This is a genomic window from Streptomyces sp. NPDC002209 (assembly GCF_042890265.1).
Classification (GTDB): domain Bacteria; phylum Actinomycetota; class Actinomycetes; order Streptomycetales; family Streptomycetaceae; genus Streptomyces.
Map to the genome: position 1 here is coordinate 150,527 of NZ_JBIARX010000001.1, position 24,793 is coordinate 175,319.

Sequence of the window (24,793 nt, forward strand, 5' to 3'; positions counted from 1 at the left end):
CGCCGCGGTGACCAGAACGTCCAGGTTCCGCCCGCCGGACAGGTCAACCTGTCCAGCCGTCCACGTCGCGCGGGCGGGCGGGCGCAGCAGCAGGCCGTCCGGGGCCACGGCCCGCGTTCCGGTCCGCGTACGGGCGCGGGTGTCCCGGGGGTTCACGGGGGAGCGCTACTCGGACAGGTTCGCAAGGCCGGCCGGGAGCGCGTTTGGGGGCGCACATCCCGTGCCATGGATGGGACATGCACACATCACCCGAGGTCCCCGTCCTGTCCGAAGAGGTCCGCGAGGCGCTCGACCGGGGCCGTCCCGTCGTGGCCCTGGAGTCGACGATCATCGCGCACGGCCTGCCCCGCCCCCGCAATCTCGCCGTGGGAGCCGAACTGGAGGCGCTGGTGCGCGCCGAGGGGGCGGTCCCGGCCACGATCGCGGTCGTCGACGGCGTGGCGTACGCGGGCCTCGACAAGGCGCAGCTGGAGCGGATCGCCGGCGGCGAGGGCGTGCGCAAGCTCGGCCACCGGGATCTGGCTCCCGCGCTCGCGGCCGGCGCGACCGGCGCGACGACGGTGTCCGCGACGGCGTTCCTGGCCGCGCGGGCCGGGCTGCGGGTCTTCGCCACGGGCGGGCTGGGCGGCGTACACCGGGAGTACGCGCAGACCCAGGACGAGTCGGCGGATCTTCGGTTGCTGGCACGGACGCGGATCACGGTGGTGTGCGCAGGGGTGAAGTCGATCCTGGACGTGCCGGCCACGCTGCAGCGGCTGGAGACGCTCGGGGTGGGGGTACTGGGCTACGGGACGGAACGTTTCCCCGGGTTCTACCTGGCCAGTTCCGGCGAGCCGGTGGACTGGACCGTCCACCGGCCGGAGGAGGTGGCGGCGGTGATGGCCGCTCAGGACGCCCTCGGCGGACCGGATTCGGCGCTGCTGGTGGCCAATCCGGTGGCGGAGGCGGACCAGTTGGATCCGGATCTGCACGACCGGGTGCTGGCCGAGGCCCTCGAGGAGTGCCACGAGCGGGGGATCACGGGGCAGGCGGTGACCCCGTTCCTGCTGGGGTTCCTGGTACGGGCGACGGGCGGGGCCTCGCTGGAGGCCAACCTGGCGGCGGTACGGGGCAACGTGGCGCTCGGGGCCGGGATCGCGGGGGCCTGGGCGGCGCGCGCGTGACCGCGCCCGGGGCGCTGCTGGTCGTCGGGGACGTGGTGACGGACGTGGTGGCCGTGCATCCGGAGCCGCTGACTCCGGCCACGGACACGGCCGCGCGGATCCGGACCCTGCCGGGCGGCGCCGGGGCCAATGCGGCCTGCTGGGCGGCCCGCGCGGGGGTGGCGGAGGTACGCCTGCTCGCGCGGGTCGGCACCGAATCCGCCCGGTGGCACGAGCAGTCGCTGCGGGACTGCGGGGTGCGGCCGTGGCTGGTGATCGATCCGGCCGAGCCGACCGGGACGGTGGTGGCGCTGGTCGGCAAGGACGCGGAGCGGACCTTCCTCACCGACAGCGGCGCCGCGCTGCGGCTGTCCCCCGGGGACTGGGAGCCGGCCCTGCTGGACGGGGCGGCCCATCTGCACCTGTCCGGCTACCTCTTCTTCGCCGACAGCAGCCGCGAACTGGCCCTCGTCGCGCTGCGGGCGGCCCGGTCCCGCGGGGTGCCGGTGAGCGTGGACCCGGCCTCGGCGGGGTTCCTGGTCGCGCTGGGTCCGCAGCGCTTCCTCGATGCCGTGGCGGGGGTCGGCGTACTGCTGCCCAACGAGGACGAGGCGCGGCTGCTGGCCGGGGTGCCGGAGCGGGCCGGGGCTGCCCGGGCGGCGGCGGAGCTGAGCCGCCGGGTGCCTCTGGTGGTGGTCACCCGGGGTGCGGCCGGGGCACTGGTGGCGGAGGGGGGCCGGGTGACCGCCGAGGTGTCGGCGGAGTCGGCCGAGGCGGTGGACTCGACGGGGGCGGGGGACGCGTTCACCGGCGGGTTCCTGGCGGCACGGCTCGCGGGCGCGGGGCCGGCGGACGCGGCCCGGGCCGGGTGCCGTGCGGCCGCGCAGGCGGTGACCCGGCTGGGCGGGCGCCCGTAGGGGGTGCCGGGCGCCGCGTACGGGGAGCTACGAGAGGTACTCCTCCTGGCCGAGGGTGTCGATCATGCCCGCCTTGTTCACGTTGTAGTGGAACACCAGGCCCTTGTTCGGGTGGGTCTCCAGCCACGAGGTCAGCTCGTGCGTGGTGATCGGCTTGTTCGCGGAGCCGGAGAGGATCGGGGCGTGGGCGCCGATCTTGGCGTCCTCGGCGATCGGGATGTAGGTCTCCTCGCCGACGGTCACGAAGGGGGTGACACCGCCCGCGACGGGGCAGCCCCAGTGGCCGCGCTTGACGATCAGGCTGTACTGGCCGCCCTCGGGGGTGTAGCGGTACACGGCGATCTCGTCCGGCGAGACCGCGTCCTTGGAGGCGCAGGCGGGTCCGGGGGCGGGCGGCTTCGGCTTGGCCGGAGCGGAGGCGGTCGGGGCCGGCTTCTTCGAGGACGCCGCGGAGGCGGACGGAGTCGCTCCGCCCGCCGGGCCGGCCGAGGTGGCAGGTGCGGCCGACGGACTCACCGGGCTCGCGCCCGGGGTCGCAGCGCCGGCTCCCGCTCCCGCGTCACTGCCGTCGTCGCCGTTGCAGGCGGTGAGGGCCAGGGCTCCGCACAGCACCAGCGCGGCGCAGGCGGCGTTCCACCGCAGCCGTCTCGGACCCTGAACCGCCGTACCGCGTCCGTCCACAGCCGTCTCCCTCTGCCAAGGCGCCACCGGGCGGGCGCCGTCGAAGCGTGGCGTCAACGTAGCGCCGCGGTTCCGGCCTCGGCGATGGCCGGAACCCGTTCGTCGCAGAGCCGCGATGCCGCTGTTGCGGATCGCGGACGTCCGTGACGGGACGGGCGCGCGGAAGTCAGCCGGCGGGGCCCGTGAGACCGGTCCAGGCGGGGTGGCGGGGGTCGTCGGCCCGGACCACGGCGTCGGCCTGCGCCGCGGGGTCGGTCTGCGCCTCGTAGCGGGCGAAGGCGGGCAGGGTCCAGAGCTCGGACTCCTCGGTGCGGCGGGCCAGCGCCCCGGGCGAGAGCCGGATGTGCACGCTGAGGTCGAAGGGGAACCAGTGGCCCAGCAGCAGGGGGCCGTGCACGATCACGACGCCGCCCGGCGGGAGTTCGCAGTACGGACTGCGGGTCGCCCGGTCGGTCACCGGGTCCCAGAGGTCGGGCAGCACCCGGCCGGTGCCGCCGGGGTCGGTCGGGCCGAACACCTCACGCCACAGGGCGGCGGTGTCGTACCAGCCGCCGAGGTAGGAGTCCACGTCCTCGCGGCCGAACTCGAAGCGGAGCGAGGCCGGCCGCAGGAACCCCCCGGCCGGGACCACCAGGGCCGGGCGGCTGCGCAGCCGCAGCTCGTCGGCGAGGTGGCCGGCGAGCACGCCGGTGCCGGCGGCGGGTGCGCCGTCGATGCCCACCCGTTGCCAAGCCGCCTGCCCGGGGGGCGCCTCGTGTTCGTCGAGGCGGCCGGCGAGCCGCTCGGCCATCCGCTGCCATGTGATCGCTTCCAGCTGCACGGACCCATTGTCAGTGGTGGACCGCGGCGCCTTCACGAGGGAGGTTCACCCGAAGTCCCCCGAGCAGGAGCACGGTACTGCGCCGCGCGGGGCGGCGGCGGGTATGGAGAACGCCTCGCCCTCGGCCAGCGTGGAGGTCACGTACAGCACGACGGGTACGGTGCCGAGGTTGCGGCCGAGGTGGAGGTGCTCGACGCCGGGCGGCTCGACGAAGCTGGCCCCCGGCCTGTGTACGACCACCGAGTTGTCGTGCAGGATCCGGGTCAGCGTCCCGGACTTGACGAGTGCGATCAGCGGAACCCGGTGGAAGTGCCAGCCGGTGCAGCCGCCGGGCTCTATGACGACCTCCCGGCCCGCGAGGCCCTGCGTACCGGCCGTGTCCCGCGCACGCCGCGCCGTTGCCTGCCGGCCACCCATGTATGCGCCCCTCCCCCATGGGCATCACGGCCCTACCGCAGCCCCAACGCCCCACGGTAGAGGGACATCCGGACATCCGGGAGAGTTGTCGAAACCCCAACCGCCATTTTCGGCAAGGTGATAAGCAGACCGGACAGCGGTATCACATCGTCATGAGCCTCGTGGTGTTCGAGTCGCTGAAGCAGATCAACTGTGCGGAGTGCCGCCGGGGGCCGCTGCGGCACATCGTCCGCGAGGCCGGTGTGCCCCGCTGCCTGGACTGCGCCGACCTCGGACACCTCGTCTACCTGCCGCGCGGGGACGCCGCGCTCACCCGGCGGGCCCGAGAGGCCAGTTCGCTCTCCGCCGTCGTCGTCCGCTTCAACAAGCGGCGCCGCCGCTACGAGCGCCAAGGGCTCCTGGTCGAGGACCCCGCCCTGGCCCGCGCGGAGCGCGCCTGCCTCGCGGACGCCGAGGCGCGGGCCCGCCGCCGGGAGCGCGACCGGCTGCGCCGCGCGGTCGAGGACACCCGGTTCACGGCTGCTTTCGCCGCGGAGATCCGGCGGCTGTTCCCGGGCTGTCCCGCCGAGCGGGCGACGGCGATCGCCGCCCACGCCTCGCTGCGCGGGAGCGGCCGGGTGGGCCGGACGGCGGCCGGCCGGGCCCTGGACGAACAGGCGGTGTCGGTGGCGGTCCGGGCGGCGGTGCGGCACACCGACACCGAGTACGACGCCCTGCTGATGGCGGGCGTCCCGCGGTTCGCGGCCCGGGCCCGGCTGGCGGCGCGGATCGACGCGATCCTGGACGGCTGGCGCACACCCGCGCCGCCATCGCCGTCTCCGCCGCCGCCCCCACCTCGTGCTTCGGGCCGCGTGCCGTGAGTCCTGCGGCCTACTGGAGGCGGAAGCGGCGGTAGAGCAGGACCCCGCCCAGCAGCAGCGCCCCGCCGCCGGGCAGCAGGTAGCCGGCGCCGTCCGCCCCGGTGTGGGCGAGCGACGGCGCCGGGCCGTGCTGCGGTGGCGCGGGCGGGGTGACGGGCCGCTCGACCACGGGCGGCTGCTGCGGCGGCTTCCCGCCGCTGGGCTCCTCGCCGTTGACGGAGGTGTTGCCGGTGGAGCTGTTGCCGACCCCGACGACGCTGACCGCGTTCCCGCTGATGTTGAGCGGGACATCGACCGGAAGCTGGATCCCGTTGCCGGACAGCAGCCCCGGCGAATCCTTTCCGCGTCCTTCGGCACGGGCTCCCCCACCCGCGCCGGTCACGCTCCCGCTCCCGGTCCCGTTCCCGGGTTTCGAGGGATGCGAGGACACGGACCCTGGATGCCCGTCGCCACCGCCCCCGGCCTCGTTCGCACAGCGGTTGCCCGCGGCCGAGTTGAGCACGCCGACCACGCTCACGGTGTTGCCGCACACGTTCACCGGGGTGTGCACCGGCAGCTGCACCAGGTTCCCGGACAGCAGCCCCGGCGACCGCTCGGCCTTCCCGCCCGCATCGGCATCGGCGTGGGCGAACCCGCCGACACCCGCCACCGCCAGTCCACCTCCCGCAACCACCGCCGCGATCAAGCCACTCCGACGACTGTGACGCATCAGTTTCCCTGCCTTCCGGAGGAGTACACGGGCGCTGCACCCGCACCGGAAACAACGCCGTAAACCCATTCGGGTTATAGAGCCGGTAGGCATTTCACCCCATCGTGTACTGGGTAATGCCTACTTCATGACCGATCGCCCGCTCCTGCTCCTCGACGTGGACGGCCCCCTCAACCCGTTCCGCTCCCGCCTCGCCGGACTGCGCGGATACACCAGTCACCGGATGCGTCCGACCGGCTGGATGTCCCACCGGGACCCGGAATCGCGCAGCGCCCGGCGCGGGCTGCGGGTCCGCCTGCACCCGTCGCACGGCAGCCGCCTGCTGGCCCTGCCCTACGAACTCACCTGGGCCACCGCCTGGATGCACGAGGCCAACACGATGATCGCCCCGCACATCGGACTACCCGGTGATCTTCCTGTCATCGAGTGGCCGGAACTCTTCGCCGAAGACCCCGACGGTCTCTTCTGGAAGACCCGCCCGCTGCTCGACTGGGCCGCGGGCCGCCCCTTCGCCTGGGTCGACGACATGATCACCCCCCGGGACCGGGCCTGGATCGCCGCCCACCACCCCTCCCCGGCCCTCCTCCTGCACATCCACCCCCGCCACGGCCTGCGCCCCCGCGACTTCACCACGTTGACGCGCTGGGCGGCCCAGGTCAGTGGCGGAGGGCGGTGAGGGGGTCCGGGGAAGGGGTGCCGGTGGGCCACCAGTCCTCGGTGTCCGGGCGGGACTCGTAGGCGTACCAGAGGCCGTCGCGGCCCAGGCGGAGCTGGCGGGTGTGCGCGGTGAGGCGGTTGCGGTCGGGGCGGAAGGCGCCCCGGGAGGCGGCCAGGAGGGCCGGGCGGGCACGGTCGAAGGGGCCCGCCGGGGGGTCCCAGGGCTCCTCGAGGGCGGCGAGTGCGGGCAGGCCGCCCTGGCGCCAGGCCGCGGCGGCCCGGGCCAGGTCGGTGGTGGTGCGGCCGGTGGCGCGGGCCAGGTCCCGGTAGAGGGTGCGGGCGGCGCCCGTGAGGCCGGCCGTGTGGTGGGCGGAGGCCAGGCGGACGGCGTCCTGCCACAGCGTGAGCCCGGCGATCGGGTCCTCGGCGGTGGTGAGCAGCGCGAGGGCGCGGGCGGCGGCGTCCGTGGCGAGCTGGTCCAGGGCCAGCGGGTCGGGGGCCGCCGGGTCGGCCGGGTAGGCGGGCGGGAGGCCCGCGGCGGCGGGTGCGGCCATCGGGGCCGGCAGCGGCGGCAGGCCGGTGCGGGCCAGTGCGGCGCGGGCCGGGACACCGGGGAAGTCCGGTGCGGCGTCGGGCTGTTCGCGGGCGGCGTGGGCGGCATTGCGGCGGGTCAGCTCGTCGAGGAGCTCCCGCTCGCCCCGGCCGCGCAGGAGCAGCAGGACGAACGGGTCCTCGTCGAGGAGGCGGGCCGCCCGGTAGCAGAGGGCCGCGGCGTGCTTGCACGGCGGACGGGCGGTGTCCGGGCAGGAGCAGCGCGGGACGAGCTCTCCCGCGCCGGGCAGCACCGCGCCCGCCAGGGACTGCGGAACCTCCCGCTCCAGCAGGCTCGCGAGGGCCGCGGGATCCGCGGCCACGGCCTCCAGGAGCTCGCTCCACTCGGCGTCCGGGAACGGGCTCAGGGCCAGTTCCGTGCGGTACGGGCGGGCCCGGCTGCCCCGTACGTACGCGACGATCCGGCCCGGGGTGACCGTGACCGCGTCGACATGGCCCTCGGCGGCGTACGCGCGGCCCCGGGCCAGGCGGGCCGGGTCGCGGGACACCTCCTCGAGCGCCGACACCCAGGCCCGGCCCCACCAGCTGGCGGCCTCCACCCCGGCGGGCACGGTCTCGAAGGTGCGGCGGCGGTCGTCCCTCGCGGTGATCATGCGGGCCTCCCCACCGTGGTCATGCGGGCCTCCGCAGGGAGACGAGGTCGGCCAGCTCTCGGTCGGTCAGCTCGGTCAGCGCCGACTCCCCCGAGCCGAGCACGGCATCGGCCAGGGCACGCTTCGCCTCCAGCATCTCGGCGATCCGGTCCTCCACGGTGCCCTCGGCGATGATGCGGTGGACCTGGACGGGCTGCGTCTGGCCGATCCGGTAGGCGCGGTCGGTGGCCTGCTCCTCCACCGCCGGGTTCCACCAGCGGTCGAAGTGGATGACATGGCCGGCCCGCGTGAGGTTCAGCCCCGTGCCCGCCGCCTTCAAGGAGAGCAGGAAGACCGGGACTTCACCGGCCTGGAAGCGGTCCACGAGCTCCTCGCGGCGCGCCACCGGCGTCCCGCCGTGCAGGAGCTGGTGGGAGATCCCCCGGGCGGCCAGGTGCCGCTCGATGATCCGGGCCATCGTCACGTACTGGGTGAAGACCAGCACCGAGCCTTCCTCCGCGAGGATCGTGTCCAGCAGCTCGTCCAGCAGGGCGAGCTTGCCCGAGCGGTGCGGGATCCGGGGCTGCTCCTCCTTCAGGTACTGCGCGGGGTGGTTGCAGATCTGCTTGAGCGAGGCCAGCAGCTTCATGATCATGCCGCGCCGTTCCATGCCCTCGCTCGCCTCGATCACGGCCATCGCCTCGTCCACCGCAGCCTGGTAGAGCGAAGCCTGCTCACGGGTGAGAGAGACCGGATGGTCTGTTTCCGTCTTCGGCGGCAGTTCGGGGGCGATCCCCGGATCGGACTTCTTGCGCCGCAGCAGGAACGGCCGTACGAGCGCGGCCAGCCGGGCCACCGCCGCCTCGTTGCCCCCGTCCTCCTCCTGCTGGTGCTCCACCGGGCGGGCGTGCCGGGCCCGGAACGCCGTCAGCGGGCCCAGCAGCCCGGGCGTGGTCCAGTCGAGCAGCGCCCACAGCTCGGAGAGGTTGTTCTCCACCGGGGTGCCGGTCAGCGCCACCCGGGCCGGCGCCGGGATCGTGCGCAGCGCCTTCGCCGTCGCCGAATGCGGGTTCTTCACGTGCTGCGCCTCGTCGGCGACGACCATGCCCCAGGGCTGCTCGGCCAGCCGGGCCGCGCTCGCGCGCATCGTGCCGTACGTGGTCAGCACGAATCCCCCGGCCAGCCCGTCGAGGCTGCGGCTGCCGCCGTGGAAGCGGCGCACCGCCACCCCGGGCGCGAACTTCTCGATCTCCCGCTGCCAGTTGCCCAGCAGCGACGCGGGGCAGACGACGAGCGTCGGCTCGGGGCGGTCCCGGTGCAGGTGCAGTGCGATCAGGGTGACGGTCTTGCCCAGGCCCATGTCGTCGGCGAGGCAGCCGCCGAGACCGAGCGAGGTCATCAGGTCCAGCCAGGCCAGCCCGCGGGCCTGGTAGTCGCGCAGGGTGGCCTTCAGCCCGACGGGCTGCGGCAGCGGGGCCAGCTCGCCGGTCAGCCGCTCCCGCAGGGCGGCCAGCGCGCCCACCGGAACCGCCGCCACCGCCTCCCCGTCCACCTCGGCCGTCCCGGTCAGTACGGTGGCCAGCGCATCCACCGGGTCCAGCAGCCCCAGCTCCCGCTTGCGCGCCTTGCGCACCAGCTCGGGATCGACCCGTACCCACTGGTCGCGCAGCCGGACCACGGGCCGGTGGGCCTGCGCCAGCGCGTCCATCTCCCCCGGGGTGAGCCGGTCGCCGCCCAGCGCGAGCTCCCAGGAGAAGGCGAACAGGTGCCCGGCGTCGAAGAACGCGGTGCCGTCGGTGGCGGAGCCGGGCGCGGTCGAGCGTACGACGGCGGTCGCGGACAGCGTACGAGCCAGCTCGCGCGGCCAGTGGACCAGGACCCCGGCGGCCGCGAGCCGGTTCGCGGCCCGGCCCAGCAGGTCTTCGAGCTCCGGATCGGACAGGGCGAGGACGTCGGGCACCGGCTGGTCCAGCAGCCGCAGCAGCGGCGGCCAGACCCGGGCGGCCCGGCGCAGCGCCAGTACGGCGTCGATCCGGGCACGCGGCCCGAAACCGGCGGCGGTCGCACCGGCCCACAGCAGCCCGGCATCGGTGACGAGGGTGGGGTCGGCGAGGCTGTGGACCTGGACGACGGCGGCGCCCGCGCGGCGGATGTCCTGCGCGTCCGCCCCGTCAGCCCCCTCCGCCCCGTCCGCCCCGTCGAAGAGGCGGAAGGAGGACAGGTCGAGGCGCAGCGAGATGCCCACCCCGGCATCGGCGCCGGCCGCGACCTGCGCGGCCCACTCCTGTATCCCGGGCACCCGCTGCGGCTCCTGCGCGGCGAACGGCCGGCCGGCGGCCACCGGCGCCGCCGGGGTGCGGGGCAGGCTGTCGGCGACGGCATCGATGAACGCCCGGACCAGGGCTTCCGGTTCGGGGAGGCGGAGCGGGCGGCGGCCGGGCAGCGGGGTGGCGTACCCCTCGTACGGAAGGGCGGCGGCCACCGCGCGCAGGTGTCCGAGGTCCTCGGCGTCGAGCGGGCCGGCCCGCCAGGCGTCGACCCCGTCGGGGGTGACCCCGGGCAGCAGCCGGCCGCGGGCGACGAGCGCGAGGGCGTGGAGGGCGGCGGTGCCCCAGGCGCGGGTGGCGGGGTGCGTGACGGCGCTGCGCGGGGCGCGGGCGAGCAGGGGCAGGGCGTCGGTGACGGAGAGGCTGAGGGAGGGGACGGTACGGGTACGGACGCCCTGGCCGTGGGGGCGTACGACGGTGAGCGGTGCCGGGGTCCCCGCCGGGAGCTCGGGGAGGGGGTCCCCGTCGGGGGACCAGAAGGCGATGCGGGCCTCGCGGGGGACGGGTGCGGGGAGGAAGACGGCGGGGTGGCGGAGGAGGGGGGCGTGGGGGTGCGGGTGCTGCCGTTGCGGCTGCGGCTGCGGTGTCACTGGGTTGCCTCCCCTCCCCCTCGGCGCCATCAGGTCAGACGGATCCCGTCTGCCCCGAGTCTAGGTGCGGGCACTGACAATGGCCGCTGAGCTGGGTGGATGCCGGATCCGGGGCCGCTGCGCGGGCCGGGGCCTCGCCGCTGCCCTCGCGCTCGTGCTCACGGCGCCCCGTCGCCGCCTTCAGGAAGACGACCACGGCGGCCGTGAACCGCCTCGACCCCTGACCGCCCGACAGGTGGGACCATGGACCTGAGGCGATGGTCATGCGTTCCGGAAACGAGCCGGTGACCGCCCGCAGTCCGCTGCGGCTGCGGTTCTGGCTGAGCCTGTGGGGGCTGGTCTGGGCCGTCGCCGGGACGGCCGCGTTCTCGCTGGTCGGCCGTCCCGGGTGGGCGGCGGCCTGCGGTGTGCTCGCGGTGCTCGCCACCGTGGACCTGGCCGTGGTCCTCCACCACATCCATCAGGGCCCGCACTACCAGCCCGGCCCGGACATCCCCCCGTACGAGCCGCCCCGCAGCCGGTGACACCGGGCCGCACGACCCGGTCCCCGACGCGGTCCCCGACCTGGCCCTCGCCCCTGTCCCCGACCTGATCCTCGACCTAGTCCTCGAAGCGGGCTGCCGCCAGGTAGTCCGGCCGGGGGTCCAGGGCGGCCGCCAGGCGGAAGTGCTTGCGGGCCCGTTCGGGCCGGCCGGCGCGTTCGTGGGTGCGGGCCAGCGCGAAGTGCGCGAAGGCGTTGTCCGGCTCCCGTTCCAGCACCAGCTCGAACTCCAGGGCCGCCGGGCGCAGTTGGGCGGCGGCGAAGAAGGCTCGGGCGCGCAGCAGCCGGGCCGCCGTGTTCTCCGGGTGGGCGGCGATGACCGAGTCGAGCAGTTTCACGGCGCCGCGCGGGTCCCGCGCGGCCAGCAGGTGCTCGGCGGCCCGATAGTCGATGACGTGCGTCTCGGGGGACGCGCCGGACGGCGGAGGCGGCTGCGACGGTATGGGCGGCGGCGTGGTGTCGGACACGGTCTGTTCCTTCCCTCTGCAGGCGCGTTCAACGCCCCGCGCCCCGCCTGCTATTCCATGTGCACGTCAGGCACCGGCCGTACCTGCCGCCGCCGCCCGTTCCTTCAGCTCCGCCCACACCTTGAGCACCTGCGGCTCCAGCGCGTCCAGCGGCCCGTCGTTGTCGATCACGAGCGTGGCCACCGCGAGCCGCTGCTCCCGCGTGGCCTGCGCCGCCATCCGGGCCCGCGCCTCCTCCTCGGCCATCCCGCGCAGCGCGGTCAGCCGGGCCAGCCGGGTCTCGGGAGCGGCGTCCACCACGACCACCAGGTCGTACAGCGGCGCCAGGCCGTTCTCCGTGAGCAGCGGTACGTCGTGCACCACGATCGCGCCGGGCCCCGCGGCGGCCTCCAGCTCGGCCGACCGGGCCCCGACCAGCGGGTGCACGATCGCGTTGAGGGTCTGCAGCTTCTCCGGGTCGGCGAACACGATCGACCCCAGCTTCGGCCGGTCCAGCGCCCCCTCGGCGGTCAGCACGGACTCGCCGAAGGCCGCCACGACGGCCGCCAGCCCGGGCGTACCGGGCTCCACGACCTCCCGCGCGATGCGGTCGGCGTCCACGACGACCGCCCCGTACCCCGCCAGCAGCCGCGAGACCTCGCTCTTGCCGGCACCGATTCCGCCTGTCAGGCCAACCTTCAACATGCCCAGCAGACTAGACCCCGCACCCCGGCCCCCGTACAGCCCCCCGGCCCGGCCCCATGGCCCGGCCCGATGCCCTGGCCCGACGGCCCGGCTCCGGCCGGAGCGCACCCCGCCGATGCGCCCTGGCGAAGCGGCTCCTCAGCCCTCGCCCTCGCGCTCCGCCAGGAACCGCTCGAACTCGCGGCCGATCTCGTCCGCCGACGGGATCTCCTGCGGCTCGGCGATCATGTTGCCCCGCGTCTCGGCGCCGGCCGCCGCGTCGTACTGGTGCTCCAGCCCCTGGACCAGGGCGACCAGCTCCTCGTCGCCCTCGCGGATCTGCCGGTCGATCTCCGTCTGCGTGCGGTGCGCCTCGGTGCGCAGCGCGTGCGCCACTGCGGGCAGGACCAGCCCGGTCGCCGCCGTGATCGCCTCCAGCACCGTCAGCGCGGCGTCCGGGTACGGGGAGCGCGCGATGTAGTGCGGTACGTGCGCGGCGACGCCCAGCACGTCGTGCCCGGCCTGGCCGAGCCGGAACTCCACCAGGGACTCCGCGCTGCCCGGCACCTGAGCCTCGTCGAACGGGCTGCGGTGCCCCGGCATGAGGTCGGTCCGGTTGCCGTGCGGGGTGATCCCGACGGGCCGGGTGTGCGGGACGCCCATCGGGATGCCGTGGAAGTTGACCGAGAGCCGGACGCCGAGGCGTTCGACGATCTGCCGGACGGCGACGGCGAAGCGCTCCCACTCCACGTCCGGCTCGGGGCCGGAGAGCAGCAGGAACGGCGCGCCGGTGGCGTCCTGGACGAGGCGCACCTCGAGCCGGGGCTCCTCGAACTCGGTCCAGTGGTCGCGCTGGAACGTCAGCAGCGGGCGCCGGGCGCGGTAGTCGACCAGGCGGTCCGCGTCGAACCGGGCCACCACCTGGTGGGGCAGGGTGTCGAGCAGCCGCTCGACGATCTGCTCCCCGGCCTCGCCCGCGTCGATGTACCCCTCGAAGTGGTACAGCATGACCAGCCCGGCCGAGTCCTGGGCAAGTGCCAGGTCCGCCACTGCCAGGCCCTTGGCATCCCATTCGTACAAACCCTGTGGATCAAGCACCGCCACCACTCCTCCTCGCCGTCTTCTCAGCGAAGAACGTCCAAGGCGGCTGCTCCATTCCCCAGTTGGCCCCTTTCGCAGGAACCGGGAACGCAGCAAGGCCCGCCCCCCTGAGGGGACGGGCCTTGCCTTCAGCTCAGCTCACACCGGGGTGTGATGCGCTGCGATCAGCTCTGGCCGCCGGCCAGCTTCTCGCGGAGCGCGGCCAGGGCCTCGTCGGAGGCCAGGGCGCCCGAGGTCTCGTCCGACTCCGAGGAGTACGAACCACCCGAGATGCCCGCACCGGCGTTGCCACCGGCGGCCGGGGCGGCAGCGCCCTCGGCAGCGGCGGCCTCGTCGGCCTCGCGGCTCTTGATGACCTGGGCCTGGTGCTGCTCGAAGCGGACCTGCGCCTCGGCGTACTGGCGCTCCCACGTCTCGCGCTGGGTCTCGTAGCCCTCGAGCCAGTCGTTGGTCTCGGGGTCGAAGCCCTCGGGGTAGATGTAGTTGCCCTGGTCGTCGTAGGACGCGGCCATGCCGTACAGGGTCGGGTCGAACTCGACCGACGCCGGGTCGGCACCGAAGGACTCGTTGGCCTGCTTCAGCGACAGCGAGATCCGGCGACGCTCGAGGTCGATGTCGATGACCTTGACGAAGATCTCGTCGTTGACCTGGACGACCTGCTCCGGGATCTCCACGTGGCGCTCGGCCAGCTCGGAGATGTGGACCAGACCCTCGATGCCCTCGTCCACGCGGACGAACGCACCGAACGGAACCAGCTTGGTGACCTTACCCGGGACGACCTGACCGATCTGGTGCGTACGGGCGAACTGCTGCCACGGGTCCTCCTGCGTCGCCTTCAGCGACAGGGAGACACGCTCGCGGTCCATGTCGACGTCGAGGACCTCGACGGTGACTTCCTGGCCGACCTCGACAACCTCGGACGGGTGGTCGATGTGCTTCCAGGACAGCTCGGAGACGTGGACGAGACCGTCGACGCCACCCAGGTCCACGAAGGCACCGAAGTTGACGATCGAGGAAACGACGCCGGAGCGGACCTGACCCTTCTGCAGGGTGGTGAGGAACGTCTGGCGGACCTCGGACTGGGTCTGCTCCAGCCAGGCGCGGCGGGACAGGACCACGTTGTTGCGGTTCTTGTCCAGCTCGATGATCTTGGCCTCGAGCTCCTTGCCCACGTAGGGCTGGAGGTCGCGGACGCGGCGCATCTCGACGAGGGAGGCCGGCAGGAAGCCACGGAGGCCGATGTCGAGGATGAGACCACCCTTGACGACCTCGATGACGGTACCGGTGACGATGCCGTCTTCTTCCTTGATCTTCTCGATCGTGCCCCAGGCGCGCTCGTACTGGGCGCGCTTCTTGGACAGGATCAGACGGCCTTCCTTGTCCTCCTTCTGGAGAACAAGGGCCTCGATCTCGTCGCCGACCTTGACGACCTCGTTCGGGTCGACGTCGTGCTTGATCGAGAGCTCACGGCTCGGGATCACGCCTTCGGTCTTGTAACCGATGTCGAGCAGGACCTCGTCCCGGTCGACCTTCACGATGACGCCGTCGACGATGTCGCCGTCGTTGAAGTACTTGATCGTCTCGTCGATCGCGGCGAGGAAGGCTTCCTCGTTACCGATGTCGTTGACCGCTACCTGCGGGGTGGTAGAGGTGGTCTCGGTGCTGCTCGTCATGTGGGAAAGGGCTCCGGTTACGGACAGAAAGTCGTAGGTACTGCTACGCCGGGAGCCCTTATCGGCATCTGCCGAAGAAGCCGGACAGCCAAGGAAGCCCATGCTCCGCCGTGAAGCGGACCGGGCCTCGAGAACCGAGGGGTCATCAACAGATGCAAGCGCAGCCTGCTAGGTCTGAGGAGCACAGGCTCGCAGCGCAACTTGTAGCATACGGGGGCAGCCGGACAGGGTCAATGCGCGAAGGCGCACACCCCGGGCGGATCACCGCATAACCGGCACAATTCGTGGGCGGGCGGGCGCCGATGGCGCTTCCCCACCTCGTTTCGAACTCTTTCCGCAGACTACGACGACAGGCCCCATGAACCAAGAGGACTACGCCCCCGAAGAAGCGTACGAAGCCGATGGCGGCGCCGGCGACGACGCCGAGGCCACCCGGCGTGACGCCGACGATGCGGAGAGCAGCCGGGCGAGCCGCGGCTGGTGGGACCGCAACGCCGACGAGTACCAGAACGAGCACGGAGCGTTCCTCGGCGACGACCGCTTCGTCTGGGGTCCGGAGGGCCTGGACGAGGCGGAGGCCGCACTGCTCGGCCCGGCGGAGTCCCTCAAGGGCAAGGACGTCCTGGAGATCGGCGCCGGCGCCGCCCAGTGCTCGCGCTGGCTCGCCGCCCGGGGTGCCCGCCCGGTGGCCCTGGACCTCTCCCACCGCCAGCTCCAGCACGCCCTGCGCATCGGCGACGACGTCCCCCTGGTGGAGGCCGACGCCGGGCGGCTGCCGTTCCGCGACGGCTCCTTCGACCTGGCCTGCTCCGCGTACGGGGCCGTCCCCTTCGTCGCCGACCCCGTCAACGTCATGCGCGAGGTCCACCGCGTCCTGCGCCCCGGCGGCCGCTGGGTCTTCTCCGTCACCCACCCGATCCGCTGGGCCTTCCCCGACGAGCCGGGGCCCGAGGGGCTGTCCGTCGCCGCCTCCTACTTCGACCGGACCCCGTACGTCGAGCAGGACGAGCAGGGCCGCGCCGTATATGTGGAGCACCACCGCACCCTCGGCGACCGGGTCCGCGACGTGGTGGCGGGCGGGTTCCGCCTGGTGGACCTGGTGGAGCCGGAGTGGCCCGCCTGGAACACCCAGGAGTGGGGCGGCTGGTCCCCGCTGCGCGGCAACCTGATCCCCGGCACCGCGATCTTCGTCTGCGAGCGCGACTGACGTGATCCGCACCGCCGACCTCGACGCCCTTCCCGTACGGGAGGCCGTGCCCGCGCTCGTCTCCGCGCTGGACACCCACGGCACGGCCGTGCTCTGCGCCCCGCCCGGCACCGGCAAGACGACGCTGGTGCCGCTGGTCCTGGCCGGGCTGGTGGGCGGCGGGCCCCGGCGCCGGGTCGTCGTCGCCGAGCCCCGGCGGATCGCCGCCCGGGCGGCGGCGCGGCGGATGGCCTGGCTGCTGGGCGAGGCGGTCGGCGGCTCGGTGGGCTTCACGGTGCGCGGCGAGCGGGTCGCGGGGCCGGGCACCGTCGTGGAGGTGGTCACCACCGGTGTCCTGCTCCAGCGGCTCCAGCGCGACCAGGAGCTCTCCGGCATCGACCTGGTGATCCTGGACGAGTGCCACGAGCGGCACCTCGACGCCGACACGGTCGCCGCGTTCCTCCTGGACGTGCGCGAGACCCTGCGCCCGGAGCTGCGCCTGGTCGCGGCATCCGCGACGACCGACGCGGCCGGCTGGGCCCGGGTGCTCGGCGGCGCGCCGGTGGTGGAGGCCGCGGGGGTCTCGTACCCGGTGGAGACGGTCTGGGCCCCGCCACCGCGGCCGGTGCGGCCCCCGCACGGGATGCGGGTGGACCCGGCGCAGCTGGCGCACGTGGCCTCGGTGGTGCGGCGGGCGCTGGCGGAACGCGGCGGCGACGTCCTGTGCTTCCTGCCCGGCGTCGGCGAGATCGCCCGGGTGGCGGGGCAGCTGGGCGGCGTGGACGCGGAGGTGCTCCAGATGCACGGCCGGGCCCCGGCGGCGGTCCAGGACGCGGCGCTTTCCGTCGCGCAGCACCGCAGGGTCATCCTTTCCACCGCCGTGGCCGAGTCGAGCCTGACCGTGCCCGGCGTACGGGTGGTCGTGGACTCGGGACTGGCCCGGGAACCCCGGGTCGACCACGCGCGGGGGCTGGGCGCGCTCGCGACCGTACGGGCGTCCCGCGCGGCCGGACGCCAGCGGGCGGGGCGGGCCGGGCGCGAGGCGCCGGGGGCGGTGTACCGCTGCTGGGCGGAGGCGGAGGACGGCCGCCTGCCGGCGTTCCCGTCCCCGGAGATCCGGATCGCGGACCTGGCGCAGTTCGCGCTGCAGGCCGCGTGCTGGGGCGATCCGGACGCGGCCGGGCTGGCGCTGCTGGACCCGCCGCCGGCCGGGGCGATGGCCGCGGCGCGGGAGGTGCTGGTGGCGGTGGGCGCGGTGTCCCCGGCGGGACGGGTGACGCCGCGCGGGCAGCGGATGGCCCGGCTGGGCCTGCACCCGCGCCTGGCACGGGCCCTGCTGGACGGCTCCGCCGCCCTGGGGTCCCGCCGGGCGGCGGAGCTGGTCGCGCTGCTGAGCGAGGAGCCGCCGCGGGAGTACGGGGACGACCTGGCCGCCGCCTGGCGACGGGCCCGCGCGGGCGGCGACGCGTACGCCGCGCGCTGGCGGGCGGAGGCCCGGCGCCTGGAGCGCGCCGCGGCTGCCGCCGAGACCCACGCTCCGAACGGCGGCAGCCGCAATCCGGCCCCGCCGGCGTTCGAGGCGCGGGGCCCGGGGCCGAGCCCCGGCAGCGGCGCCGCACCCGACGACGTCGCCGCCGGGCGGATCGCGGCCCTGGCCTTCCCCGAGCGGGTGGCGAAGGCCAAGGGCGGCGGGGTGTTCCTGATGGCCTCCGGGACGGCGGCCGAGCTGGGGGAGGGCTCGCCGCTGCGCAGCGCGCCGTGGCTGGCGGTGGCCGTCGCCGACCGGGGCCCGCATTCCGCGTCGGCCCGGGTCCGGCTGGCCGCCGTCCTCGACGAGGACAGCGCCCGGGCCGCCGCCGCGCACCTGCTGGTTTCCGGGGAGGAGGTGCACTGGGAGGACGGGGACGTGGTGGCCCGGTCCGCGCAACGGCTCGGGGCCGTCGAGCTGGCCGTGCGCCCGCTCAAGAACCCCGACCCGGACCTGGTCAGGGCCGCGCTCCTCGACGGCCTGCGCAGCGAAGGGCTCGGGCTGCTGCGCTGGTCCGCGGACGCGCAGGCGCTGCGGGCCCGGCTCGCCTTCCTGCACCGCACCCTCGGCGGCGCGTGGCCGGACGTCGCGCATGACGGCGCCCTGCTGGAGCGGGCCGACGACTGGCTGGAGCCCGAGCTGTCGCGGGCCCGGCGCCGCGCCGACCTCGGGCGGATCGACGCCGGGCAGGCGCTGAACCGGCTGCTGCCCTGGGCCACCGGCGAGGCCGCCCGCCTCGACGAGCTGGCCCCGGAGCGGATCGAGGTGCCCAGCGGCTCCCGGATCCGGGTGGACTACTCCGCCGAACACGGGCAGCCGGTCCTCGCCGTGAAGCTCCAGGAGCTGTTCGGGCTGGCCGAGACCCCGCGCGTGGCCGGGGTGCCCGTCCTCGTCCATCTGCTGTCGCCGGCCGGGCGGCCCGCCGCGGTGACCGCGGACCTGGCCTCCTTCTGGCAGGGCGGCTACCGCGCCGTACGCGCCGAGCTGCGCGGCCGCTACCCCAAGCACCCCTGGCCGGAGGATCCTGCGACGGCCGAACCCACCCGGCACACCAACGCCCGCCTCAGGCGCTGAGCCCCTCCCCCGGCCGGCCGCGGCGGCCGCGGGCCTCCAGCCACAGCGCCAGCCCGAGCAGTACGAGGGCGCCGGCCGCGAGGCCGGCCGGGGCGTAGGTGTGCAGTGCGAGGACCTTCGTACGGTTGGACTTGACCAGGTCGACGGTGTGGTCGGCGTAGTCCTCGCGCATCTTTACGTCTCCGGCGAAGACGGTGAGCCTGCCGTCGGGGGCGCCGGCCGCGATGCCGCCGCGCATCTCCTGCTCGATGATCTGCTCGGCGTTGACGGGCGCCCCGGTGACCGGGTCGACCCAGAACATGGCCTTGACCTTGTACCAGAGGCTGGTGCCGGTGCTCTGCTCGAACGTCGCCGGGTCGATGCCCTCGATCGGCATCTTCTTCGGGAGGGAGACCTTCGTCCACGGGACGGTCTGCTCGTAGTAGTAGACGTCCATCCCGCGGTACGTGCGCGGGCCGACGTAGTGGATGGGCGAGGCGGTACGGGTCTGCGCGTCGAAGTAGAGGTAGTCGCGCGGCTCGGTGAAGAACGGCCACTTGAACTCGATGCCCTCGCGCTTGACCGGGTCCCCGTCCACCGCCTCGCCGGTGGCGTGCACCGGGTCCTGGGTGTGGGCGTCGAAGATGTAGCGCTCGGGGATCTGGGAGACCATCTTCCCGTCCGGCCCCATGATGTACGACAGCGTGTCCCAGACGACGACGTCCTTGCCGGCGCTCGCCTCGATCTCCTTCGAGGCCTCGACGTTGCCCTTGAGGGTCTGGACGATGGTGACCTTGTCGACCTTCTTCGGCTGCATGCCGGCGGTGTAGTCGAGGAGGGTCGCGTCCTTCGCCTCCAGGACCATCTCCTGGTACTGGTTCGGCGGGATCTTGGCGAGCCGGGGGTACGCGTACCAGCGCAGCAGCGGTGCGAGGGCTGCGCAGAACACCGCCAGGGCAAGCAGGACGAGGCTCGCTCTGCGTCGCATGGCCGGGCCTCCTCTTACTTTCCGGGCGCGGCGGGCGCGGTGGTGAGCAGCGGCTTGGGCGAGGTCTTGCCTTCGGGCACCCCGAACGCCGTGATGGCGAACACGAGGGCCAGCGCGGCGGCCAGACCGATGGCGGCGGCGACGAATGCGCGCATGCCGGGGCCTCCGGAATCTGATGGGGTGTCAGGGAGGAGGCACCGTAGCAACGCGGAGCCGAGATGAGAACCGTCGGGCCGTGAGCGCCGGGCCGCCGCCCGGGCCGACTCCTTTCGCTACGGCGTGCGGGGGGACGGGCTCGCGCTCGGCTTCGGGGACGCGGTGGACGTGGCGCCCGCCGTCGGGCTCGGCTTCGGCGACGGCGTCGCGGTCGGCTCGGGCGTCGGAGTCGGGGTGGGGGTCGGAGTCGGGGTGGGAGTCGGGGACGGCTTGGGCGTCGGGGTGGGCGTGGGCGTCGGGCTCGGCGTGGGAGTCGGCGACGGCTTCGGCGTCGGGCTCGGAGTCGGCGTGGGACTCGGGGTCGGCGTCGGAGTCGGAGTCGGCGTGGGGGTCGGCGTGGGGGTCGGCTTCGGGGTGGGCTTCGGGTCCGGGGACGGGGACGGGGTGCCCGTCGCGTTCGGGATCTCGTGCGCGCCCTTCAGGTAGTACGCGAACCAGGACTTCACCGTCCGGAGGTACTCCGCGGACTGGTTGTACGAGAGCACCGCACGGTCCAGGTCGGCGGGGACCCGGAGGTCCCGGGTGCCCGCGCAGAGGTAGCGGGCGGCCGCGAGGGACGCGTCGTAGACGTTGTTCGGGTTGCGGCGGCCGTCGCCGTCCGCGTCCTGGCCCCACGCCGCCCACGTGGACGGGATGAACTGCATCGGGCCGACCGCCCGGTCGTACGCGGCGTCCCCGTCGTAGGCCCCGCCGTCCGTGTCCCGGATGTTCGCGAAGCCGTTGCCGTCGAGAACGGGGCCCAGGATCGGCCGCAGCGTGGTGCCCGCGGCGTCCACGCGGCCGCCGCCCGCCTGCCCGGACTCGACCTTGCCGATGGCCGCGAGCAGCTGCCAGCGCAGCCCGCACCCCGGGTCGCTCTCGCCCACCTTCTTCTCCGCCAGCCGGTACGCCGCCAGGACGGTCGCCGGTATCCCCTGCGCGCCCTCGCCGGCCCCCATGGCCACGGGCTCGTTGTGCGCCGCGGTTTCGGCGGCCGCCGTACCCGGCTGCGCCGCCGCGGGCTCCTGCGACAAGGCCACCGGGGGCTCGGGACTGGGCAGGGGCGGGAGCTGCGTGAAGTAGGCGCCGTCCCCGCCGGATCCGGCCGGCTCGGGCGGCTGCGCCACCTCGTCGGCAGCCGCGGATATCCGCTCCTTCGCAGGACCTTGGGATGCGGTCACCGCCGCGGCCACCAGTGCGCAGACCAGGGCCGCGGCCCCCGTCTTGCGCAGCTCGCGCATCCTGCCTGCGAACCGGGTCGTCCTACGAGCCGACATGAGCCGGTCCCCTCCCCCTCGACGTCGGCGTGACCCTACGTCAGCTCCCTTCACGCTGCACGGATCGCGGTCCGGATTTCACGAGTTCCCCACGTGCCGGGCAGCTCACGCATACTGTCCCGACCAATTCGGGACGCATTGGCCCGAAGTAAGGAAGAGATGCCATGCCGTTCACCCTCAGCCATGCCGCCGCCGTCCTGCCGGCCGTCCGCCGGACGGGCCGCGCGCGCGGCCCGCTGGTCGCATCGGCCCTCGTCCTCGGGTCGTTCGCGCCCGATACGTTCTACTTCGCGGACGCCGTCGTCGCGGGGGTCTGGCCGTACGGGGAGTTCGCGCATTCGCTGCCCGGGGTGTTCACCGCGGACGCCGTGCTGACGGCCGCGCTCGCGGCGTGCTGGCTGCTGCTGCGCGAACCGCTGATCGCGCTCCTGCCGCGCCGCCGGCAGGGCCGGATACACGTCTTCCTGCGGGGCGAGGACTGGCGGGGCCGCCGACTGCCCTCGCTCGCACTGTGGTTCTACCTGTCGGCGGTCGCCGGCTCGCTCACGCACGTGGTGTGGGACAGCTTCACGCACCCGCACCGGTGGGGGACGGACGCGCTGCCCGTGCTCGGCGAGCGGTTCGCCCTCGGGCTCCCCCTCTATACGTTCGTGCAGTACGGGACTTCGGCGGTCGCGGCCTGCGCCCTGCTGTGGTTCGCGGTGAGCGCCCTGCGCCGGCTGCCCGGCTGCGCCGCCCCCGCGTCCGTGCCGGTGCTGGGGCGGGCGGAGCTGCTGGGCGCGGTCGCCCTGGTCGCGGTGTGCGTGGCCGTCGGGGTGACGATGCGCGTGCTGCGCTTCTTCACGTTCTTCGACCGGATCCGCACCCCGCTCGACATCATCCCGACCGTCTGCTTCGGCGCGGGCGGCGGCCTGGCCGTGGGCCTGCTGCTGTACGGGGTCCTCGTACGGCTCCTGCGGCGGCGCGAGCCGGCCCGTGCGGACGAGGACGCGCGAACGCCCGTCCCCACCGCATAGCGGGGACGGGCGTTCGGCGTACCCGTTCAGTGCGCGGCGGACTCCCAGTCGGAGCCGACGCCCACGGACACGTCCAGCGGGGCGCGCAGCTCGACGGCGGCGGCCATCTCGCGGCGCACCAGCTCCTCGACCTTCTTCCGCTCGCCCGGGGCGATCTCCAGCACGATTTCGTCGTGGACCTGGAGCAGCATCCGCGACTTCAGGCCGGCCTCGGTGATCGCCCGGTCCACGCGCAGCATGGCCACCTTGACGATGTCGGCGGCGGTGCCCTGGATCGGGGCGTTCAGCGCCATCCGCTCGGCGGCCTCGCGGCGCATGCGGTTGTCGCTGTTGAGGTCGGGCAGGTACCGGCGGCGTCCGAAGACCGTCGCCGTGTACCCGGTGGCCCGGGCCTCCTCGACCACGCGGCCCAGGTAGTCCCGGACCCCGCCGAACCGCTCGAAGAACGTCTCCATCAGGCCGCGCGCCTCGGCGGGCTCGATGTTCAGCTGCTGCGAGAGGCCGAAGGCCGACAGCCCGTACGCGAGCCCGTACGACATGGCCTTGATCTTGCGGCGCATCTCCGCGTCGACCTCGGAGCGCTCCACGCCGAACACCTGGGAGGCGACGGTGGTGTGCAGGTCCTCGCCGGACAGGAACGCCTCGATCAGGCCCTCGTCCTCGGACAGGTGCGCCATCACGCGCAGCTCGATCTGGCTGTAGTCGGCGGTCATGAGGGATTCGAAGCCCTCGCCGACGACGAACCCGCGGCGGATGGCGCGGCCCTCGTCGGTGCGCACCGGCACGTTCTGCAGGTTGGGGTCGGTGGAGGACAGACGTCCGGTCGCGGCGACGGTCTGGCTGAAGCTGGTGTGCACCCGGCCGTCGGCGGCGATCGTCTTGACCAGTCCCTCGACGGTGACGCGCAGCTTGGCCTGCTCCCGGTGGCGGAGCATGATCACCGGCAGTTCGTGGTCGGTCTGCGTGGCCAGCCAGGCCAGCGCGTCCGCGTCCGTCGTGTAGCCGGTCTTGGTCTTCTTCGTCTTCGGCAGGTCCAGCTCGCCGAAGAAGACCTCCTGGAGCTGCTTGGGCGAGCCGAGGTTGAACTCGTGCCCGACCGCCGCGTGCGCCTCCTTCACCGCCTGCTGCACGGCTCCGGCGAACTGCTGCTCCATGGCCTCCAGGTGGTCGCGGTCGGCGGCGATGCCGGCCCGCTCCATCCGGGCCAGCAGCTCGGAGGTGGGCAGCTCCATGTCGTGGAGCAGCTCGGCGGCGCCGACCTCGGCGAGCTTGCCGGTGAACGCGTCGCCGAGGTCGAGGACGGCGCGGGCCTGCGCCATCAGGGCCTCCGCCTCGGCGGTCTCGTCGGCGCCGAAGGCCAGCTGCCCGTCGGCGGCGGCGGGCTGGAGCTCGCGGTGCAGGTATTCGTTGGACAGCACGTCGAGCGCGAAGGAGCGGCGGCCCGGCTTGACCAGGTACGCGGCGAGCGCGGTGTCCATGGTGACGCCGGCCAGGCTCCAGCCGTGCTCGGGGAAGACCCGCATCAGGCCCTTGGCGTTGTGCACCACCTTGGGGCGCGCCGGGTCGGCGGCCCAGGCCGCGAAGGCCCGGTCGTCGGCCTCGTCCAGCGAGGACGGCTCGAACCAGGCGGCGGCCCCGCCGGCCGCGGCCAGCGCGATCTCGCTGACGTTGCCCTGGCCCAGCGCCCAGCTGTCCACGGTGGAGATGCCCAGCGGCCCGCCCGCGTGGGCCGCCAGCCACGGCGCCAGCTCGCCCGCGCCCAGCACGCTCGCATCCAGCTCCACGCCGGCGGCCGGAGCCGGGGCCTCCTCCTCGGCCGCGCCCGGATCCACCGCCAGCAGCCGCTCGCGCAGCGAGGCGTTGCGGATCTCCAGCACGTCCAGCACACCCGTGACGGCGGAGCGGTCGTAGGGGAGGCGGGCCAGGTCGCCCGCGGCCTTGGGCAGCTCGACGTCCTTGACCATCTCGGTCAGGACCCGGTTGAGCTTCACGGCCTCCAGGTGGTCCCGGAAGTTCTGCCCGGCCTTGCCCTTGACCTCCTCGGCGCGCTCCACGAGCTCCGCGAACGACCCGAACTGGGTGATCCACTTCGCGGCCGTCTTCTCGCCGACGCCCGGGATGCCGGGCAGGTTGTCCGACGGGTCGCCGCGCAGCGCCGCGAAGTCCGGGTACTGCTGCGGGGTGAGCCCGTACTTCTCCTCCACCTTCTGCGGGGTGAACCGGGTCAGCTCGGAGACGCCCTTGGTCGGGTACAGCACGGTGGTGTGCTCGGAGACGAGCTGGAAGGAGTCCCGGTCGCCGGTGACGATCAGCACCTCGAAGCCGAGGGCCTCCGCCTGCGTCGCCAGCGTGGCGATCACGTCGTCGGCCTCGAAGCCGTCGACCGCGAACCGCGGCACGTTCATCGCGTCCAGGAGCTCGCCGATCAGCTCGACCTGCCCCTTGAACTCGTCGGGGGTCTTGGAGCGGTTCGCCTTGTACTCGGGGAACTCCGTCGAGCGCCACGTCTTGCGCGAGACGTCGAACGCCACCGCGAAGTGCGTGGGCGCCTCGTCGCGCAGCGTGTTCGCCAGCATCGACGCGAAGCCGTAGATGGCGTTGGTCGGCTGGCCGGTCGCGGTCGTGAAGTTCTCCGCGGGCAGCGCGAAGAACGCCCGGTACGCCAGGGAGTGCCCGTCCATGAGCATCAGGCGGGGGCGGTCCGCTGCGGTCGTCTGGTCGGTCTTCTTCGATGCGTTCTCTGCCACGCCCCCGATCCTAGGCGGCCCCGCTGACAATTCCGGCGTCGGCGATGTCCGCAG

General features: G+C 74.1%; 23 protein-coding genes. 8 read left to right on the forward strand and 15 right to left on the reverse strand.

Going from position 1 to position 24,793, the window contains the following annotated elements; all coding sequences use genetic code 11:
• The first annotated feature begins 236 nt into the window (after positions 1–236).
• Positions 237–1,163: a pseudouridine-5'-phosphate glycosidase gene (locus ACFYXK_RS00710; RefSeq protein ID WP_389409184.1), complete on the forward strand. Its 927-nt coding sequence runs from the start codon at positions 237–239 to the stop codon at positions 1,161–1,163.
• Positions 1,160–2,059 carry a carbohydrate kinase family protein gene (locus tag ACFYXK_RS00715; RefSeq protein ID WP_389409185.1) on the forward strand — a complete coding sequence of 300 codons (900 nt, stop codon included), beginning with the start codon at positions 1,160–1,162 and terminating at the stop codon, positions 2,057–2,059. The genes ACFYXK_RS00710 and ACFYXK_RS00715 overlap by 4 nt, the downstream gene beginning before the upstream one ends.
• 27 nt (positions 2,060–2,086) lie before the next feature.
• Here the strand turns inward: ACFYXK_RS00715 and ACFYXK_RS00720 are convergent, their stop codons facing one another.
• The 3 genes from ACFYXK_RS00720 to ACFYXK_RS00730 all read right to left on the reverse strand — a co-directional run bounded on the left by ACFYXK_RS00720 (position 2,087) and on the right by ACFYXK_RS00730 (position 3,977).
• On the reverse strand, positions 2,087–2,740 hold the full coding sequence (locus ACFYXK_RS00720) for a hypothetical protein (protein ID WP_389409186.1): 654 nt from the start codon (positions 2,738–2,740) through the stop codon (positions 2,087–2,089).
• Positions 2,741–2,906: 166 nt separating this feature from the next.
• Positions 2,907–3,560, reverse strand: coding sequence for a uridine kinase (locus ACFYXK_RS00725; RefSeq protein WP_389409187.1), 654 nt, complete (start codon positions 3,558–3,560; stop codon positions 2,907–2,909).
• Positions 3,561–3,605: 45 nt separating this feature from the next.
• Entirely contained in the window at positions 3,606–3,977 is a 372-nt protein-coding gene (locus ACFYXK_RS00730; RefSeq protein ID WP_389409188.1) for a cupin domain-containing protein, read from the reverse strand.
• A 152-nt stretch (positions 3,978–4,129) separates the two neighbouring features.
• Here ACFYXK_RS00730 and ACFYXK_RS00735 point away from each other — a divergent pair, with 152 nt between their 5' ends.
• A complete protein-coding gene (locus ACFYXK_RS00735; RefSeq protein WP_389409189.1) occupies positions 4,130–4,837 on the forward strand; it encodes a DUF2293 domain-containing protein in 708 nt (235 codons plus the stop codon).
• Between the two features lie 10 nt (positions 4,838–4,847).
• Here ACFYXK_RS00735 and ACFYXK_RS00740 read toward each other — a convergent pair whose 3' ends face one another.
• Positions 4,848–5,486 carry a chaplin gene (locus ACFYXK_RS00740; RefSeq protein WP_389409190.1) on the reverse strand — a complete coding sequence of 213 codons (639 nt, stop codon included), beginning with the start codon at positions 5,484–5,486 and terminating at the stop codon, positions 4,848–4,850.
• A gap of 187 nt (positions 5,487–5,673) precedes the next feature.
• Here ACFYXK_RS00740 and ACFYXK_RS00745 point away from each other — a divergent pair, with 187 nt between their 5' ends.
• Complete coding sequence (locus ACFYXK_RS00745; RefSeq protein ID WP_389409191.1) at positions 5,674–6,222, forward strand: hypothetical protein; 549 nt, start codon at positions 5,674–5,676, stop codon at positions 6,220–6,222.
• Here ACFYXK_RS00745 and ACFYXK_RS00750 read toward each other — a convergent pair.
• Genes ACFYXK_RS00750 through ACFYXK_RS00760 form a run of 3 tightly spaced genes read right to left on the reverse strand, consistent with a single transcriptional unit; the run spans position 6,203 to position 10,569 of the window.
• Complete coding sequence (locus ACFYXK_RS00750) at positions 6,203–7,408, reverse strand: SWIM zinc finger family protein (protein ID WP_389409192.1); 1,206 nt, start codon at positions 7,406–7,408, stop codon at positions 6,203–6,205. The two genes, ACFYXK_RS00745 and ACFYXK_RS00750, sit on opposite strands and share 20 nt — an antisense overlap.
• Positions 7,409–7,427: 19 nt before the next feature.
• Positions 7,428–10,304 carry a DEAD/DEAH box helicase gene (locus ACFYXK_RS00755; RefSeq protein ID WP_389409193.1) on the reverse strand — a complete coding sequence of 959 codons (2,877 nt, stop codon included), beginning with the start codon at positions 10,302–10,304 and terminating at the stop codon, positions 7,428–7,430.
• 34 nt (positions 10,305–10,338) lie between these two features.
• The gene (locus tag ACFYXK_RS00760; RefSeq protein ID WP_389409194.1) at positions 10,339–10,569 is read right to left on the reverse strand and encodes a hypothetical protein; all 231 of its coding nucleotides are present in this window, start codon (positions 10,567–10,569) and stop codon (positions 10,339–10,341) included.
• Between ACFYXK_RS00760 and ACFYXK_RS00765 the strand changes: the two genes are divergently transcribed.
• Positions 10,568–10,828, forward strand: a complete 261-nt coding sequence (locus ACFYXK_RS00765; RefSeq protein WP_389409195.1) for a DUF6343 family protein — start codon at positions 10,568–10,570, stop codon at positions 10,826–10,828. The two genes, ACFYXK_RS00760 and ACFYXK_RS00765, sit on opposite strands and share 2 nt — an antisense overlap.
• A 76-nt stretch (positions 10,829–10,904) precedes the next feature.
• On the opposite strand, the gene ACFYXK_RS00770 is transcribed toward ACFYXK_RS00765, so the two are convergent.
• The 4 genes from ACFYXK_RS00770 to rpsA form a co-directional block, all read right to left on the reverse strand.
• Positions 10,905–11,312: a tetratricopeptide repeat protein gene (locus tag ACFYXK_RS00770; RefSeq protein ID WP_389409196.1), complete on the reverse strand. Its 408-nt coding sequence runs from the start codon at positions 11,310–11,312 to the stop codon at positions 10,905–10,907.
• A gap of 66 nt (positions 11,313–11,378) precedes the next feature.
• Entirely contained in the window at positions 11,379–11,996 is a 618-nt protein-coding gene (coaE, locus tag ACFYXK_RS00775) for a dephospho-CoA kinase (RefSeq protein ID WP_389409197.1), read from the reverse strand.
• Between the two features lie 138 nt (positions 11,997–12,134).
• Complete coding sequence (locus ACFYXK_RS00780) at positions 12,135–13,073, reverse strand: PAC2 family protein (RefSeq protein ID WP_030292149.1); 939 nt, start codon at positions 13,071–13,073, stop codon at positions 12,135–12,137.
• Between the two features lie 167 nt (positions 13,074–13,240).
• A complete protein-coding gene (rpsA, locus tag ACFYXK_RS00785; protein ID WP_030292147.1) occupies positions 13,241–14,749 on the reverse strand; it encodes a 30S ribosomal protein S1 in 1,509 nt (502 codons plus the stop codon).
• A gap of 358 nt (positions 14,750–15,107) precedes the next feature.
• Between rpsA and ACFYXK_RS00790 the strand changes: the two genes are divergently transcribed.
• Entirely contained in the window at positions 15,108–15,956 is an 849-nt protein-coding gene (locus ACFYXK_RS00790) for a class I SAM-dependent methyltransferase (RefSeq protein WP_389409198.1), read from the forward strand.
• Between the two features lies 1 nt (position 15,957).
• On the forward strand, positions 15,958–18,537 hold the full coding sequence (gene hrpB, locus ACFYXK_RS00795) for an ATP-dependent helicase HrpB (protein WP_389409199.1): 2,580 nt from the start codon (positions 15,958–15,960) through the stop codon (positions 18,535–18,537).
• Here hrpB and ACFYXK_RS00800 read toward each other — a convergent pair.
• The 3 genes from ACFYXK_RS00800 to ACFYXK_RS00810 form a co-directional block, all read right to left on the reverse strand.
• A complete protein-coding gene (locus tag ACFYXK_RS00800) occupies positions 18,527–19,504 on the reverse strand; it encodes a DUF3068 domain-containing protein (RefSeq protein WP_389409200.1) in 978 nt (325 codons plus the stop codon). The genes hrpB and ACFYXK_RS00800 overlap by 11 nt on opposite strands.
• A gap of 14 nt (positions 19,505–19,518) precedes the next feature.
• A complete protein-coding gene (locus tag ACFYXK_RS00805) occupies positions 19,519–19,659 on the reverse strand; it encodes an SPW_0924 family protein (protein WP_107093454.1) in 141 nt (46 codons plus the stop codon).
• A 117-nt stretch (positions 19,660–19,776) separates the two neighbouring features.
• Complete coding sequence (locus tag ACFYXK_RS00810) at positions 19,777–20,976, reverse strand: lytic transglycosylase domain-containing protein (protein ID WP_389409201.1); 1,200 nt, start codon at positions 20,974–20,976, stop codon at positions 19,777–19,779.
• A gap of 164 nt (positions 20,977–21,140) precedes the next feature.
• Between ACFYXK_RS00810 and ACFYXK_RS00815 the strand changes: the two genes are divergently transcribed.
• Positions 21,141–21,992, forward strand: a complete 852-nt coding sequence (locus ACFYXK_RS00815; RefSeq protein WP_389409202.1) for a DUF4184 family protein — start codon at positions 21,141–21,143, stop codon at positions 21,990–21,992.
• Positions 21,993–22,018: 26 nt separating this feature from the next.
• Here the strand turns inward: ACFYXK_RS00815 and polA are convergent, their stop codons facing one another.
• Complete coding sequence (gene polA / locus ACFYXK_RS00820; RefSeq protein WP_389409203.1) at positions 22,019–24,739, reverse strand: DNA polymerase I; 2,721 nt, start codon at positions 24,737–24,739, stop codon at positions 22,019–22,021.
• Between the last annotated feature and the right edge of the window lie 54 nt (positions 24,740–24,793).

Excerpts from the sequence above, each read along its gene's own strand:
- ACFYXK_RS00710 (WP_389409184.1), top strand. The coding sequence starts at position 237 with ATGCACACATCACCCGAGGTCCCCGTCCTGTCCGAAGAGGTCCGCGAG.
- ACFYXK_RS00730 (WP_389409188.1), bottom strand. The coding sequence starts at position 3,977 with ATGGGTGGCCGGCAGGCAACGGCGCGGCGTGCGCGGGACACGGCCGGT.
- ACFYXK_RS00735 (WP_389409189.1), top strand. The coding sequence starts at position 4,130 with ATGAGCCTCGTGGTGTTCGAGTCGCTGAAGCAGATCAACTGTGCGGAG.
- ACFYXK_RS00745 (WP_389409191.1), top strand. The coding sequence starts at position 5,674 with ATGACCGATCGCCCGCTCCTGCTCCTCGACGTGGACGGCCCCCTCAAC.
- ACFYXK_RS00750 (WP_389409192.1), bottom strand. The coding sequence starts at position 7,408 with ATGATCACCGCGAGGGACGACCGCCGCCGCACCTTCGAGACCGTGCCC.
- ACFYXK_RS00765 (WP_389409195.1), top strand. The coding sequence starts at position 10,568 with ATGCGTTCCGGAAACGAGCCGGTGACCGCCCGCAGTCCGCTGCGGCTG.
- ACFYXK_RS00760 (WP_389409194.1), bottom strand. The coding sequence starts at position 10,569 with ATGACCATCGCCTCAGGTCCATGGTCCCACCTGTCGGGCGGTCAGGGG.
- coaE (WP_389409197.1), bottom strand. The coding sequence starts at position 11,996 with ATGTTGAAGGTTGGCCTGACAGGCGGAATCGGTGCCGGCAAGAGCGAG.
- rpsA (WP_030292147.1), bottom strand. The coding sequence starts at position 14,749 with ATGACGAGCAGCACCGAGACCACCTCTACCACCCCGCAGGTAGCGGTC.
- ACFYXK_RS00790 (WP_389409198.1), top strand. The coding sequence starts at position 15,108 with ATGAACCAAGAGGACTACGCCCCCGAAGAAGCGTACGAAGCCGATGGC.
- ACFYXK_RS00800 (WP_389409200.1), bottom strand. The coding sequence starts at position 19,504 with ATGCGACGCAGAGCGAGCCTCGTCCTGCTTGCCCTGGCGGTGTTCTGC.
- ACFYXK_RS00805 (WP_107093454.1), bottom strand. The coding sequence starts at position 19,659 with ATGCGCGCATTCGTCGCCGCCGCCATCGGTCTGGCCGCCGCGCTGGCC.
- ACFYXK_RS00810 (WP_389409201.1), bottom strand. The coding sequence starts at position 20,976 with ATGTCGGCTCGTAGGACGACCCGGTTCGCAGGCAGGATGCGCGAGCTG.
- ACFYXK_RS00815 (WP_389409202.1), top strand. The coding sequence starts at position 21,141 with ATGCCGTTCACCCTCAGCCATGCCGCCGCCGTCCTGCCGGCCGTCCGC.